Origin of the sequence: Streptomyces sp. NPDC047971 (genome assembly GCF_040653355.1) — a bacterium.
GTDB lineage: Bacteria > Actinomycetota > Actinomycetes > Streptomycetales > Streptomycetaceae > Streptomyces.
Window position 1 is genome coordinate 61,335 of the sequence record NZ_JBEZNW010000008.1, and the last position, 14,090, is coordinate 75,424.

General features: G+C 70.1%; 16 protein-coding genes. 13 read left to right on the forward strand and 3 right to left on the reverse strand.

What is annotated here, in order from left to right:
- Nucleotides 1–71 precede the first annotated feature (71 nt).
- The 10 genes from AB0D99_RS10680 to AB0D99_RS10725 all read left to right on the forward strand — a co-directional run bounded on the left by AB0D99_RS10680 (nt 72) and on the right by AB0D99_RS10725 (nt 10,166).
- Nucleotides 72–2,708, forward strand: coding sequence for a hypothetical protein (locus AB0D99_RS10680; RefSeq protein ID WP_362358789.1), 2,637 nt, complete (start codon nt 72–74; stop codon nt 2,706–2,708).
- On the forward strand, nt 2,705–4,564 hold the full coding sequence (locus tag AB0D99_RS10685) for a hypothetical protein (protein WP_362358791.1): 1,860 nt from the start codon (nt 2,705–2,707) through the stop codon (nt 4,562–4,564). The genes AB0D99_RS10680 and AB0D99_RS10685 overlap by 4 nt, the downstream gene beginning before the upstream one ends.
- A gap of 13 nt (nt 4,565–4,577) precedes the next feature.
- Nucleotides 4,578–5,000, forward strand: coding sequence for a hypothetical protein (locus tag AB0D99_RS10690; RefSeq protein WP_362358793.1), 423 nt, complete (start codon nt 4,578–4,580; stop codon nt 4,998–5,000).
- Nucleotides 5,000–5,539 (forward strand): hypothetical protein, encoded by a 540-nt coding sequence (locus AB0D99_RS10695; protein WP_362358795.1) that lies wholly within the window; start codon nt 5,000–5,002, stop codon nt 5,537–5,539. Before AB0D99_RS10690 ends, AB0D99_RS10695 begins: the two co-directional genes overlap by 1 nt.
- A gap of 61 nt (nt 5,540–5,600) precedes the next feature.
- The gene (locus tag AB0D99_RS10700; RefSeq protein ID WP_362358798.1) at nt 5,601–6,530 is read left to right on the forward strand and encodes a hypothetical protein; all 930 of its coding nucleotides are present in this window, start codon (nt 5,601–5,603) and stop codon (nt 6,528–6,530) included.
- 20 nt (nt 6,531–6,550) lie between these two features.
- The gene (locus AB0D99_RS10705) at nt 6,551–6,898 is read left to right on the forward strand and encodes a hypothetical protein (protein ID WP_362358800.1); all 348 of its coding nucleotides are present in this window, start codon (nt 6,551–6,553) and stop codon (nt 6,896–6,898) included.
- Nucleotides 6,899–6,932: 34 nt separating this feature from the next.
- Entirely contained in the window at nt 6,933–7,265 is a 333-nt protein-coding gene (locus AB0D99_RS10710) for a hypothetical protein (RefSeq protein ID WP_362358802.1), read from the forward strand.
- The gene (locus AB0D99_RS10715; protein ID WP_362358804.1) at nt 7,262–7,969 is read left to right on the forward strand and encodes a collagen-like protein; all 708 of its coding nucleotides are present in this window, start codon (nt 7,262–7,264) and stop codon (nt 7,967–7,969) included. The genes AB0D99_RS10710 and AB0D99_RS10715 overlap by 4 nt, the downstream gene beginning before the upstream one ends.
- A 10-nt stretch (nt 7,970–7,979) precedes the next feature.
- A complete protein-coding gene (locus tag AB0D99_RS10720) occupies nt 7,980–8,963 on the forward strand; it encodes a hypothetical protein (RefSeq protein WP_362358806.1) in 984 nt (327 codons plus the stop codon).
- Between the two features lie 453 nt (nt 8,964–9,416).
- Nucleotides 9,417–10,166 carry a phage antirepressor KilAC domain-containing protein gene (locus AB0D99_RS10725; protein WP_362358808.1) on the forward strand — a complete coding sequence of 250 codons (750 nt, stop codon included), beginning with the start codon at nt 9,417–9,419 and terminating at the stop codon, nt 10,164–10,166.
- 63 nt (nt 10,167–10,229) lie between these two features.
- Here AB0D99_RS10725 and AB0D99_RS10730 read toward each other — a convergent pair whose 3' ends face one another.
- From AB0D99_RS10730 to AB0D99_RS10740, 3 genes are all read right to left on the reverse strand, one after another.
- The gene (locus AB0D99_RS10730) at nt 10,230–10,619 is read right to left on the reverse strand and encodes a DUF6233 domain-containing protein (protein WP_362358810.1); all 390 of its coding nucleotides are present in this window, start codon (nt 10,617–10,619) and stop codon (nt 10,230–10,232) included.
- Between the two features lie 177 nt (nt 10,620–10,796).
- The gene (locus tag AB0D99_RS10735) at nt 10,797–11,000 is read right to left on the reverse strand and encodes a hypothetical protein (protein WP_362358812.1); all 204 of its coding nucleotides are present in this window, start codon (nt 10,998–11,000) and stop codon (nt 10,797–10,799) included.
- Nucleotides 11,001–11,048: 48 nt separating this feature from the next.
- Nucleotides 11,049–11,582, reverse strand: coding sequence for a flavoprotein (locus tag AB0D99_RS10740; RefSeq protein WP_362358814.1), 534 nt, complete (start codon nt 11,580–11,582; stop codon nt 11,049–11,051).
- A 119-nt stretch (nt 11,583–11,701) separates the two neighbouring features.
- On the opposite strand from AB0D99_RS10740, the gene AB0D99_RS10745 reads away from it, so the two are divergent.
- From AB0D99_RS10745 to AB0D99_RS10755, 3 genes are all read left to right on the forward strand, one after another.
- On the forward strand, nt 11,702–12,886 hold the full coding sequence (locus AB0D99_RS10745) for a helix-turn-helix transcriptional regulator (RefSeq protein ID WP_362358816.1): 1,185 nt from the start codon (nt 11,702–11,704) through the stop codon (nt 12,884–12,886).
- A gap of 92 nt (nt 12,887–12,978) precedes the next feature.
- Nucleotides 12,979–13,431, forward strand: coding sequence for a hypothetical protein (locus AB0D99_RS10750; protein WP_362358818.1), 453 nt, complete (start codon nt 12,979–12,981; stop codon nt 13,429–13,431).
- Between the two features lie 167 nt (nt 13,432–13,598).
- Entirely contained in the window at nt 13,599–14,060 is a 462-nt protein-coding gene (locus AB0D99_RS10755; protein ID WP_362358820.1) for a hypothetical protein, read from the forward strand.
- Nucleotides 14,061–14,090 lie beyond the last annotated feature (30 nt).

Consider the following 14,090-nt stretch of genomic DNA (forward strand, 5'->3'; position numbering starts at 1 on the left):
GTCGAGGACTTCGAGCGGCTCGTCGGCTGGATCGACCGGCACCTAGCCCAGCAAAACGGAGGTGGTGAGTGATGGCGACGCTGAACTTCCTCCTGTCGGGACAGGACCGCCTGTCGCACGTGTTCGACCGGGCCGGGGACGCCGCGACCCGACTGCACCGCAGGATCAGCGCCGCCACCACCAACTCCTCCACGGCGATCAACCGGCTCCAGAGCACCGCTGCCACCCGCCTCGCCGCGCTGGACGGCTCCGCCCACGACAGCGGCAAGGCAGTGGACGCGCTGAAGGGCGCGCTCGTCTCGCTCGCACCGGCGGCCATCCCGGCCGCAGCGGCATTCGCTCCCCTTGCCGCAGGGGTGGGCGCCGCGGCTCTGGCGACGGCCGCCTTCGGTGCCGCGCTCGGCCCGCAGATCTCCGCGCTCGGCGAGGCGACGAAGGCCGAGGAGAAGTACCGAGACGCGGTCGAGGAGTCCGGCGCTACGTCGGAGGACGCGGTCAAGGCACAGGCCGCCTACGCGAAGCAAATGGCCAAACTCCCGCCCGCCACCCGCGAGGCGGCGGCCGCGCTGTCGGTCCTGAAGGACGAGTACAAGGACTGGTCGAACGGGCTCGCCAAGGACACGATGGCCCCGGTGACCAAGGGCATGGCCCTGCTCTCCGAGCTGCTGCCCAAGCTGACCCCCATGGTCCGCGGCGCGGCCCAGCAGTTCGACCGCCTCGTCACGGTCGCGGCGGGCGGCGTGCAGACCCCTGGCTTCGACGGGCTCATGAGCCGCATGGAGCGGTTCACGACCGGCACGCTGCGCCGCGCCAACGACGCGCTGGTCCACTTCATGCGGACGGCCGACACGGGCAAGGCGGGCGGCGGCCTGGCCGAGTTCATGGACTACGCCCGCGCGCAGGGCCCGCTCGTCGCCGACACGCTGCGGAACGTCGGGCAGGCCCTGACGAACCTCCTGACCGGGGCATCTGGTGTGGGTGTCTCGATGCTCGAAGTCGTCAACACGCTCAGCCAGATCGTGGCCGCTGTCCCGCCGGGTGCGATCAGCACGCTGCTGCAGCTGGTCATCGCACTGAAGGCCGTGCGACTGGCGGCTATCGGCATGGCTGCGGGCAAGGCGGCGATGGCCGCGTTCGGTGCGCAGATCGTGGCGATGCAGGCCGCGGCCGCCGGCACTACCGGCCGGATGGCTGCGCTCACCGCCAGCTTCGGCGCGCTGTCCCGTGGGGCGAAGCTGGCGCTCGTCGGCTCCGGGATCGGGCTGCTCGTCCTCGCCCTGGCGGAGCTGTCGCAGATGGGCCGCGCCGCGCCGGCCGACGTCGACAAGATGACCAGCAGCATCGCCCAGCTCGGGAAGACGGGAAAGCTGTCGGGCGAGGCCGCGCGGGTCATGGGGCAGGACTTCGGCACGCTGGAGCAGAGCCTGCGCACCCTGGCCCGGCCGTCGAATCTCGACAAGACCCAGCAGTGGCTGACGCAGCTCATCGGCATGGACTCCACTCCTGTGAAGGAGGCGAAGGAGAACGTCGGGGCGCTCGACAACGCCCTCGCCGGGCTGGTGAAGAACGGCAGCCCGGAGCTCGCCGAGGCGGCGCTGAAGCGGGTAGCGGCAGGGTTCAAGGGCATGACCGAGGGCGAACTCCGCGACAAGCTCACGGGCTACCGGGAAGCACTCGCGGACATGGCGTTCGAGGCCGAGCTCTCGGCGGAGGCCATGGGCCTGTTCGGGAAGCAGGCGCAGCAGACCAAGGCCAAGTTGGACGCGCAGAAGGTGTCGGCGGACGGGCTGCGGCAGGCGATCTTCGCGCTCAACCAGGTGAACCGCGATGGCATCAGCGCACAGATCGCTTTCGAGGCGTCGCTCGATGAGAGCACCGAGGCGGCGAGGAAGTACCGCGATATCTGGAAGGAGTCCGGCGGCGCGCTCGACCTGAGCACGGCGAAGGGCCGGGCGGCCGCCACGTCACTGAACGACCTGGCCGCGAAGACGGAAGAGGCCGCCGCCGCGGCGCGCCAGCAGGGCCAGTCGTGGCAGCACGTCAACGGCATCATGGACCGCGGCCGTGGCCGGCTCATCGCCGTCGCCATGCAGATGGGCATGAACCGTGATCAGGCGAAGCGGCTGGCCGACCAGATCCTGAAGACCCCCGACAAGACCGCCCGGTTGAAGGGCAACCTGGAGGATCTGCAGGCGAAGCTGGCCGACGCGAAGCGACGGCTCGGGTCGGTGCCGGATGCCCGTAAGGCGCAGGTCCGGGCGGAGATCGGCCAGCTGCAGGAGAAGATCCGGCAGGCCAAGGGTGCGATCAACTCGGTGCACGGCAAGACCGTGTCGATCATGATCGACTACCGCACCCGGAACTCCGGGGCGTCCAACTTCGCCAAGTCGATCGGCGGCTACGCGGGCGGCGGTACCCCGCATGCCGGCGAGTGGGCGTGGGTCGGTGAGGCTGGTCCTGAGCTGATCCACTTCAAGACCGGCAACGCCCGGGTCTACGACCACCAGGCGTCGATGCGCATGGGCGCGCCGACTCCCGGCCGTGCCCTGGCGACGGCTGCCGGTCCGGGGGGCGGGGGCACGACAGTGGTGAACAACTTCACCATCAACGGCGCGCTCGACCCGGTCGCGGTCGGCGACCAGATCCGCAGGGTTCTGCTGACCACCCAGCGAACGATGGGGCTTCCCCCGGGGACGGTGATGTCGTGACGCTCACGATCGAGATGGCGTTCGGGTTCTCCCCCGCGGCCACGAGCCTGACGTGGACTGACGTCACCGACTGGGTGGACCTGCGGCAGGCGATCCGGATCACGCGGGGCGCGTCGGACGAACTGTCGCAGACGCAGGCCGGCACCTGCGGCATCACCCTGGACAACACCGACGGCCGGTTCACGGCGGGCAACGCCAGCTCGCCGTACTACCCGTACATTCGGCCGGGCTGCCCGATCCGGGTCACCAAGACCGTGAACGGCAACGACTACCACCGGTTCTACGGGCTGGTCACGGACTGGGGCCAGAAGTGGCGGGGCCTGCAGGACACCGTCCGGATCGCCTGCTCGGATCTCTTCAAGCTCCTCGGCGGGGACGAGAACCTGCAGGCGATGCTCGTCGAGGAGATCCTGCAGCTCGGCCCCCACGCCTACTACCCCCTGTCCGAGCCGTCCGGGTCCACGTCGGCCGGAGACATCGCGGGCGCCGGCGCGGGGGCGCTGTCCATCGCGCAGGCCGGGGCCGGCGGAACGCTGGAGTTCGGCGAGGGGACCGGGCCCGGCGCGGACGGGCTGAGCACGCCGCTGTTCACGCCGGCCTCGTCGAACAACGGCAAGTACCTGAGTGCCGACTGCGGGGTGCCGTTCTCCGAGGCGACCACAGAGAACTATCTGTTCATGGAGTGCTGGTTCAGCACCTCGACCACCGGGCGCGTCCTGTTCTCGCTGCGCAGCGCCGACAATCAGCATCAGATCATCTTCAGCCTGGAGTCCGGGACCGGGAAGCTGCGGGTCCAGTGGACTGTGCTCGGCGGCCTGCTCGCCGGGTTCGGCTCGATGGTCGTCGCCAGCGCCAACTTGGCGGACGGCGCGCAACATCACGTGCTCTACGACGAGCAGGCCGGCGAGGTCTTCATCGACGACGGCTCGGCGCTGTCCATGAACATCGACGGGATGTACGACCTGCAGCACATGACCGTCGGCGCCTACGCCAACGACAGGTTGTGGGCCGGGACCATCAGCCACATCGCGATCCACGCGCCCGTGTCCGCGCCGCCGACGTCCGTGTACACCTCGCACTACGACGCCGGCGCGAACGGCTTCTCCGGCGAGGACGCTGACGACCGGATCCTGCGCCTGGCGGGGTACGCGGGCATCGCCGCGATCGTCCCCTCCGGCGACTTCTCCCCCGTGGCGTCGCAGGGCGAGGGCGGGCAGACGGCACTGGAGATGATGCGGCAGGTCGAGTCGACCGAGGGCGGGAAGCTCGCGGCGGACCGCGGCTCGGCGTCGCTGATCGTCCAGGCGCGTTCCGTCCGCTACAACGCTGCCTCCGCGCTGTCGCTGGCCTACGCCGACCTGGAGACCCACGAAGTTGAGTCGACGACGGATGATCAGAAGTTGGTCAACACGGTCACGGCGTCCCGGCCGGGTGGCGCGACACAGCGGGTCGCGAGCGACTCGTCCCGGCTGGCGTTCGGGCCGAAGCGCCAGGAGCTCACGCTACTGAAGCTGACCGACGGCGAAGTCCTCGACGCCGCATGGTGGCTGGTGTCCCGGTACGCCGACCCGCAGCCGGAGATCCGGCAGGTACCCGTCGAGGCGTACTCCCTGCCGGACGCCACGTTCGAGGCGCTGCTCGCCGCCGACATCTCCACGGTCCTCACCATCACCGACCTGCCCGCGACCGCGCCCGCGCCGACAGCAGCCGTCACCGTCGAGGGCTACGTCGAGACCATCGGACAGAGCAGCCACCGCCTGGACTTCCACACCAGCCGCACCAACACCGACTCGGTGTGGGTCCTGAACGACACCGTCTACAGCGTCCTGGACTCCACGACACGCCTGGCCTACTGAGAGAGGAACGCCCATGATCGCGGTTGTGCGCGCCGAGGAGTTCTACCTGCCGCCGCCCGAACTCTCGCCGGACTCCTGGGTCCTGCTCCCGCCTGCAGAGCGCGTGTGGCGCTGGGTGGAGTACAAGCAACAGCGCCGCGTCACCCCGCCCGAGGGCGTGCTCCTGGGCGTGCAGCTGTGGGCCCGGATCAACCACAACCGGTGGCTGGCCGACTGCCCCTGCGGCTCCGCTCAGGTGGCCACCCCGGCCGACCCCAGGTTCGCGTGTACCGAGTGCGGCTACGGCTGGGCGGCCCTGGTCTTCCCCGAGGATCCCGCCGCGGTCGAGGACGCGCTCGCCGAGCTGCTGCCGCATGAGCGGAACTGGACGCATCCCGACGCGCCGCCGCCGGCCCGCGTCGTGCCGCCGTCGCCGCCGAGGAAGGGGGCCCGCTGATGCCCGCGCCTGTAGTCACCCCCCGAACATGGGTCGTTGGCGAGGTCGTCACCGCGGCCATGATGAACGCCGAGATCCGCGATCAGATGACGGGTCTGGTCGGGATTCTCTGCTGCACGCAGGTGGTCGCCACCGCGTTCTCGCTGCCGTCCCACGCCTCGAACTACACCGCGATCTCATGGGCGTCGATCGCATCCTCGAACGACACATCGATGTGGAACAGCGGCCAGGCGACACGGCTCGTGGCGCCGCGTGCCGGGACCTACATCATCCACGGCGGCATCACCTGGCCAGGCACGCTCAGCACGAACGACGCGCGCACGGAGATCAGGGCCAACGGCTCCGGCACTGTTCTGTCCACCGCCAAGTCGGGCACCCAGCGCGGCAGCACCGGCAACATGCAGTCGACGTTCTCCGGCGTCGCGATCTTCACCGCTGCGAGCCAGTACATCGAAGTGTTCTGCAACCAGAACAGCGGCTCGTCGCTGTCTCTCCCCGCCACGTTCGGCATGACCTGCGTCAGCCAGGCCACCAGCTGACCGCATCCCCCTCGCCTGCCCCGTGCCCGTTGGCCGGGGCTTCGTCTTTCCTGGAGGGCTCATGGCCAAGACCGGGCCACAGCGCATCCCCGGGGCCGTCTTCGATCTTTTCTTCGGCACCGGCCAGTACAGCGGCTCCGACATGGAGGTCAACTGCGGCGTCATCCACACCACCGAGGGACCCAGCCTCTACAACTACGGCGGCGGCGCCAGCGCCCCGACCGTCACCTCGGTACCCGACTTCAAGAACAAGCGCCTGGTCCACCACCAGCACTTCGACGTCGACGAGTCCGCCCGCGCCCTCGTCAACAAGCCGGGCGGCGTCCAGACCAATCAGGCCAACGCCTTTCAGTGGGAGCTCGTCGGCACCTGCGACCCGGCCACTCACCGCTCGTGGACGAACAAGGGCATCGCCCACATCTACTGGCCCGAGCCGCCCGACTGGGCCGTGCGCGACGTAGCCGCGCTAATGCGCTGGCTCCACGACCAGCACGGCATCCCGCTGACCGGGCGTTCCGAGTGGCTCGCCTACCCGGCCAGCTACGGCAACAGCCGCGTGCGAATGACCTTCACCGAGTGGACCAACTTCCGCGGCTGGTGCGGCCACCAGCACGTCCCCGAGAACGACCACGGAGACCCCGGCGCCCTGCCGTTCTCCCGCATTCTGGCCGCCGCAAAGGGCGGCGCCGTAGAGGAGGAAGACATGCCGACCGCCGCTGAATTCGCAGCAGCTGTCATGGAGTACCGGGTCGAGGACCCGCGGACCGAGGGCACCCAGTACGTGCCGCTCAAGGAAGTCCTGTGGTGGACGGGGGCAAACGCGGCCCAGGCCGCCGCGACCATCAAGGCGCAGTCGGCCGCGATCGCAGCCCTCGCCGCCCAGCTCGGCGACGAGGTCGACACCGAGACGGTCGTGGCCGCCGTCGAGCGCGCCATCGCCGAGGCGACCGTTCAGGTCCGCGTCGACGTCACCGGCCCCACCAACTCCTGACCCCGAACGGAGAACACCTCATGCGCATCTTCGGACGCGAGCCCGCGCTCGTCATCGCCACCATCAGCGCCGCCCTGTCGCTCCTCGTGACCTTCAACGTGGGCCTGACCGGCGAGCAGGCCGGCGCGATCGTCGCTGCCACCTCTGCCGTCCTCGCCGCAGCCACCGCCGTCATGACGCGGCCGATCGCGCCGTCTGCGTTCACCGGCCTCGTCGCCGCTTCCGTGGCTCTGCTGGCCGCCTACGGATTCCACGTGGCCCCGGAGACCGTCGGCGGCCTGAACGCCATGGTGCTCGCGGTGCTGGCCCTGGTGACCCGGGGCCAGGTGTCCCCGGCGCCGAGGCCGGGCGCCCTGCCGCAGCAGTAGTCCCACCCGCACCAGCACAACCGGAGGTCACCGCGTGGACGCTGCGACGCTCGCCGCTGTCGGAACCATCGTCGCAGGCCTCGCGGTGGCCGGGGCCTCTCTGGTCGGCCACCGCAGCCAGTCCCGCACCGCCCAGGGCGGCCAAGTCCTCGACGGCTACTCGCGGTTCGTCGACGACCTGCAAGAGGAACGCGTCCAACTCCGCGACCAGCTGGCCGAGAAGACCACCGAACTCGCCGCTGCCTACGCCGAGCTCGCCAGCGAGCGAGCCAGCACGGTCGACCTGCACCGACAGATCGCCGAACTCACCGCCGAGCGGGACACCTTGCTCGCGCGCCTCGTCGAGTTGGAAGGACGCCCCGCGTGACGCCGACGCCGCACAAGAAGCCCAGCGCCCTGGTCCGCGCGCTCGCCCCGCGCTGGCGCAAGCTCGCCCTGGCCGCCGTGCTCCTGGTCCTGGCCGGCGCCGTCGTCCTGATCTGGCACCGAATCGACCTGGAGATCGCCGCACGCGAGCAGGCCGTAGCCGAGGCGAACCTACGCGGGGACGCGGCATCAACCCTTGCGGGAGACGTTCGCGTCCTGCGTGCTCAGGTCGAGGCGCTGGGCGAAGCGCCTGCGGCCCCCGAGCCGGAGCAGGCCGTCGAAGACCTGCCGCAGCGCACCACCGTTCCCGTCCCCATCCCCGGCCCGACGGGCGCCACCGGCCCCGCTGGGGAGCAGGGTGAGCCGGGGGAACCCGGCACTCCTGGAGCCAGTGGCCAGCCTGGCGAGAAGGGCGATGCAGGAGAGAGGGGCGAGGCCGGAGCCGTCGGCCCGACGGGGCCTAGCGGCCCACCGGGCGCGCAGGGCGAGCGAGGCGAGCAGGGGATTCCAGGGCGAGATGGGACCGACGGCCGGGACGGAGCCGACGGCACCAACGGGCAGAACTGCCCCACCGGATTCTCGCTGCAGCCGTACAAGGGCGACCCCGACGTGCTCGTCTGCCAGCGCGACACCGCGCCGCCGCCAACGCCGCTGAAGAACCGCGTCCTGCTCGGGCTCGACCCGGCCCGCCGCATCTACCCGTAGGGAGGCCGCCGTGCCGCTGCCCGCAACCCGGACCGTGACCGGGCTGTACACCAACCCCGTCACCGGCCAGCCCGCAACCGGCAAGGTGCTGCTCTCGACGATCCCTGAGGTGTGGACCGACACGGTCGGGAATCAGCTCCTCGTGGGTGGACACACCGTCGTCCTGGACCCGGCTGCGGTCGGCGTCCTGGAGCAGGCGCTCGTGACGACAGACGCGTCCGGGGTCGAGCCGGCCGAGGGGAAGCTCTGGCGGATCGAGGAGCGCATCGCCGGGCTGTCGCCGCGGGTGCGGTACTTCGAGCTGCCTGTCGGTGACGGGGATCCCATCGACGTGACGGACCTGGTCGACGCGGACCCTGGGACCATCGTCTACACCCCGGTCGAGGGACCGGCCGGGCCGACGGGAGCCACCGGGCCAACCGGCGCCACCGGGGCGGCCGGAGAACAGGGGCCGCAGGGTATCCAAGGCCCGACGGGACCGACCGGGGCAACGGGTCCTCAGCCGCCGCTCGGCGGGCAGGGCGCCGGCGATACGACCGCGCTCCGCTCCACGGACGTGCTCCTCGCGCACAAGCCTTCCGACGAGCAGGTGACCAGCAGCACGACCCTCCAGGACGACGACCACCTCACCCTCCCCGTCGTCGCGAACGGGGTGTACGCCCTCGACGCGTACCTCGACGTCGAGGCCGACGCGGCAGCCGACATCACCCTCGGCTGGTCCGCCCCTGCCGGGTCGACTCTGTCGTGGACGGAGACCGGTATCTCGGCGGGGAACACCGGCAACATCGGCTCCGCGAAGCAGTCGCGGCTGGACCTCGCCACGTCGTCGGGTGTCGGCATCGTCGCCACGGGCTCGGCCGTCCGGCCTGCCGGGGTCCTGCGCGTGGGCGGAACGGCCGGGGCGCTGCGGCTCCGGTGGGCACAGACGGCGATCTCCGCGACTCCCACGACGGTGAAGGCGGGGTCGTGGATCCGGCTCATGCGCAGCGCCTAAACAGCACTGCCCCCTCTCGCCTCGGCGGGAGGGGGCATTTGCTGTTGCGTGGCACCTTCCGATCGAAGGTTGTGCATGTACACGAAGACATACGTGCGGAGGTACGAGAGATACCTCACATGAGTGACGGGTTTGATCGCGTTCGTGACACGCAGTGACAGCATCGACCATCTGGTAGTTACGGGCGTTCACGCTCCGACAGGGGCGCGCTGATCGATCAAGGCACGGCGTGCCATTTGATGCCGGAAACTCTACGGGGCAGCGCCAGAAGGCTGCTCTAACCTGGTGAATGTCGGAGTCGGCTTCGAATTGAAGGCGGCATGGAAACGCCCTTGGCGGGGGGCCACCCGCACAAGGGCAACGACCGGGAGGAGAAGCTCCTTGGATCGCCCTAACCCTATCGTCTCCGCGTCTAACAGCAACAGTGGGGACGCGAGCCCGTTCGATCGAATCATGCACGTCGACATCAGCGGCCAGGAACGCTGGTCAGCTCGCGACCTCCAGGCCCTGATGGGCTATGAGCGTTGGGAGCGATTCGAGGACGTCATCACCCGAGCCAAAGAGACGGTCGAGGCTTCAGGACTGGACCCTCTTGATCACTTCCGCGGTGCCGCGAAACTGATCCCGGGCGGGCGGTGGGGCAAGCAGAACGTTGCCGACTACCGTCTGACCCGCTTCGGTGCCTACCACGTTGCCCTGGCGGGGGACGGACGCAAGGCTGAGGTAGCTGCGGCGAAGACGTACTTCGCCGTGAAGACCCGCGAGGCCGAAGTGGCGCAGACGCCCCATCCGGACATCACCAGCCCCGAGGGCATCCTCGCCCTCGCCGAGCAGTACGTGGCCGCAGCCAAGGAACTGGTGACCACGAAGAAGGAGCTCGCGATCGCGGCCCCGAAGGCCGGTAAGTGGGACGCCTTCTGCGACTCGGACGGGCTTATCGAGATGGGCACCGCAGCCCATGCCCTCCACCACGTCACGGGAGGTCTCGGGCGGACCAAGTTCATGGACCTGCTGCGTTCGCCTGAGGTCAGGTTCCTGCAGGTCCAGAACACGAGGATCCCGTACCAGGAGCACACGGCGGCCGGCCGGGCCGAGGTCAAGTTCGTGGCTGCGGGCTACAAGATGGTCGAGCAGACCTTCCTCACCCCGAAGGGACTCGACTGGCTGGTCGACAAGATCGGCCGCGCGGCAGCTGCCGCATAGCGTGGCCACGACGCCCGCCCCGCATCTGGGGCGGGCGTCGTCGTGCGTCTGAGCCACGGTTCGTCATGGCGCCCCGCCGCCGGGCAGCGTCCGTGGCGTCGGCTTCTCGATGCCGAACTGGCTAAGACTGCCCAAGGCCTTACAGATGTCACACATGTCCATGGCGGGGAACTCGCGAAGTGCGACGATGACCTCGTCGGAGGAGAGGAGCCCGGCCTGCCGCGGGTCGATGCGGCAGTTCCCGCGGTGGAGCATCGGCTGCCCTTCGGCGGCCCGGGACGGCTGGATCTTCCAGCGCACTTCCGCCCGCGCGATGTTGCGACGGCGCTTCTCTTCCTTCTCGTCAGCTTCGAGCTGCCGGATCTCCCTCGCTGTCTGCTCGGTCTGCCACTGTAGCCAGGCATGCAGGGTGCGCTTCTTCTCGAGGCGCTGGGAGATAGACAGACCACTCACAGCTCGAATGCTACGCCTGTTCGATTTTGAGAAGCTAGTCGTCGGTGGCCACCCGGCGCTGTCAGTGGCTGGCCCTACCGTGACTCCATCCCATTCGCGCTCGCTGGCTGCGGCGCACTCGGACCCGCCCGTCGGACCCCACGCGGGGACAGCGCCCGACGGGCGGGACTCGATCGGCTACTCGCCCTCGAGCTCCGGGTTCCGGACCCGCTTCTTCAGCGCCGCCTCGACGTCGAACCGGCTCTGTCCGGTCGCCTCGGCGTGCGCGGTGACCGCGGCCTGTACGGCCTCTGCGGTTTCCACGGTCAGCTCCTTGGCCTGGATTTCCGCCCACGCCTTCTCTTCGAGCTGGATCAGCTCGTCACTCAGTTCGATCGCCACGGCCGGATCGTACGCGGAGGTACCGACAATCCCCGGGAGCGTGGCCGGTCAGTCCAGAATGCCCCGCACCGCGTCGAGCGCCAGCCGCCACGGGTACGCCGCCGGGTTCCCGTGGCCCGGCTCGTTCGGCACGAACCCGCCGTCGCCGTAGAGCACCGTCACCCCAGCACCCCGGAGCGTCTCGACAGACCGCTCGAACTGCGGGTGCTGCACGTAGGCTGCGTTCACGCACGGCATGACCGCCGTGGGGATCCGCTTCCCGATGCCCTCCGCGACCACGCCGACGACGAACTTGTCCGTGATCCCGAGCGCCCACTGATTGACCGTGTTGAAGGTGGCCGGCGCGACGAGGATCGCGTCCGCCTTCGGCCACGCGTCCGGCTCGCCAGGCAGCTTGTAGTCCCAGCGCACGGGGTGCCCGGTGAGGGCGGCGAGACCTTCCACGGACTGGGACAGCCACCGGGCCGCGGTCGGGGTGAGGCCGAGGCAGACGTCCCAGCCGTCGGCCTGTGCGTCCTCGATGACGCGGGCGACGTCGAACACGGGCGGCGCAGCGCTGCTGAACAGGTACAGAGTCCTCATGCACCTATCCGATCACATGCAACCGCCCCCGCTCCGGGTGGAGTCGAGGGGCGGAGGAGGCACACCCGCGCCGGTGCGCGGGTACCGTTCCAGATGACGAGTCAGGAACGGAGACCAGTATGCCCTCCCCCGACGACGACCACACCGGAACCCGCATCAAGGAGCAGCGGCGCCTCGCGCGTCTGAGCCAACGCGAGTTGGCCGACCGACTGCCGTACTCCTACAGCTGGCTCACCCAAGTCGAATGCGGCGCCCGCCCGGCGTCGGCCGACTTCACCGCCGCCGTTGCACGCGCTCTCCGGGTCGACGTCACCGTCCTGACGGGACAGCCCTACATGACCCAGCTCCACCAGGATCGCCTGGCCGACCTCGTCCGCCCCATCCGCGAGGCCCTCGACCTCTACGACCTCGGCCCGGACCCCGACCTCACCGTCCGCCCAGCCGACCGGCTCATCGCCGCCGCGAACGACCTGTGCGCGCAGGTGCGGGCGACCCATCTCCGCAACGCTGCGGTCGCCCTGCCGGGCGTCATCGCCGAGCTGACCACATCTGCCTGGCGCGCGCCGTCCACCGCCCTGTGGCAAGCCCTGGCCTCGACGTACCGCACCGCGCACGACGTGTCGGTGAAGCTCGGCTACTACGACCTGTCGAGCGTGGCCCTGGACCGCATGGACTGGGCAGCGCAGCGCGCCTCCGACCCCTGCCTCGCCGCCGTCCGCCAGTACATGCGCGCCCTGGTCTACTTCCGCGAGGGCGAGTACTCCATCGGCCGACGGCTCATCGGCTCCGGGCACGGGATGCTCGGCCAGACTGCGGAGTCCCGCGAAGTGCTGGCCGTCGCGGGTCAGCTGCACCTCGGCGCGTCGGTGATCGCGGCCCGCGCGGCCGACGAGTCAGGGCTCGACGCCCACCTCGCGGAGGCCACGAGTTACGCGGAGCGGGTCGGTGAAGCGGGGGATGTGCACTGGCTGTCCTTCGGTCCGACGAACACGGCCATGCACCGCATGTCGGCGGCCGTGGAGATGCGGCACTACGACGACGCCCTGAAGCAGGCCAAGAAGATCAAACCCCCCGCGTCGATGGCTACCTCGCGCCGGGCGCACTTCCTCATCGACCGGGCCCGCTCCGAGATGGAACTCGGACGGGCCGAGGCCGCACTCGGGTCGCTCATCGCCGCCCGCCGCGCCGCCCCAGAACAGACCCGCTACCACCCCGGCGCCCGAGAGACCATCCGCGGCCTGGTCCACCTCTCCCGCCGCACCCCGGAGTCACTCGGCAGCATGGCCGCCTGGGTCGGCATGTGACCGCACAGAACTCTCGCTGAACTGAAAGAGTTTCGCCCCTCCTCGCTCGCAACCATGGACGCAGGCCCTGATTAGCGAGGTAGGGAGCGGCCATGCGCGAGCACGTTCAGCACGACAGACCACCCGAGTCTGTGCCCAGCGTTGCCGACGCCTTCGACGCAGCGTGTACCGCCGTCGAGGAGGCCGCCGAGGCCGAGGCTGCACGCGACGCCACCGCCGCCCTCGACATCCCGCACACCCGCGGTGCCGTGGCCATCGCGTCCGCGACCGACCGGCTGCTGACCCGTGTCGAGGGCCTGGCCGCCGGCGTCGAGCTGATCCCCGCGTGCCGCCGTGGCGCGCTCGGAGTCGGCGCCCTTGGGCAGTGGAAGACCCTCAAGGCGAGGGGCCCCGCCCCGGACCCGCTCGGGACCTGGTCCTACATGCGCGATCTCGCCCACGTGACCCGCGACATGGTTCGCGTCCTGCAGCAGCACCGTACGGAGCAGCGCAGCGCGTTTGTGGGCCGCCCCGACATGCCCCCGCTCACCCCGGATGCGCGGTAAGCGACTGGCAGCGGCAAGCCGTGTACTGGCTGGTCTGCCTCGCGGCCCTCGCCGCCATCGTGATCGGCACCACCCTCTGAGCTCCTGCCCGTGGCAACAGCCCGGGCAGGGCAAGACCGTTCCGGCAGTCCTGCCGCAGCGGAAGGCACATCCCACAAGGAGAGCAGATGACCATCGCGTTGGAGCGTCCCGTGGGCACCATCGACCCGGCCACGCTCGTCGACCCCGAGCTGCTCGAACGGCTCGCCACCCGCATCGCCAAGGACCACCCCGAGATCGACATGCCGACCGCGCACCGGATCGTCGGCCAGACCGCCGCTTTCCTCGCCGCCGGCGCCCGCGCGCCCGAGCAGGTCCTGGTCCCCAGCGCGCTCGTCGACATCGGCTGGCACACGTGGATCCTCCACACCGTCGACTACGACACGTTCTGCCAGCGCATCGCCGGCCGGTTCATCCACCACGTCCCGACCGACGAGGACGAGACCGTGCCCGGCGGGCCCGCTGGCGCGCACGAGCGGACTCTCGCCGCCATCGCTGCGGCCGGGTACGTGGTCGATCAGGACCTCTGGCTGCACGCCGGAGACGAGTGCAGCCAGTGCCACCAGGGCTGCCACAACAGCCCCAAGTAGCAGTAGCCACACCGCGCCACATGCAAGACT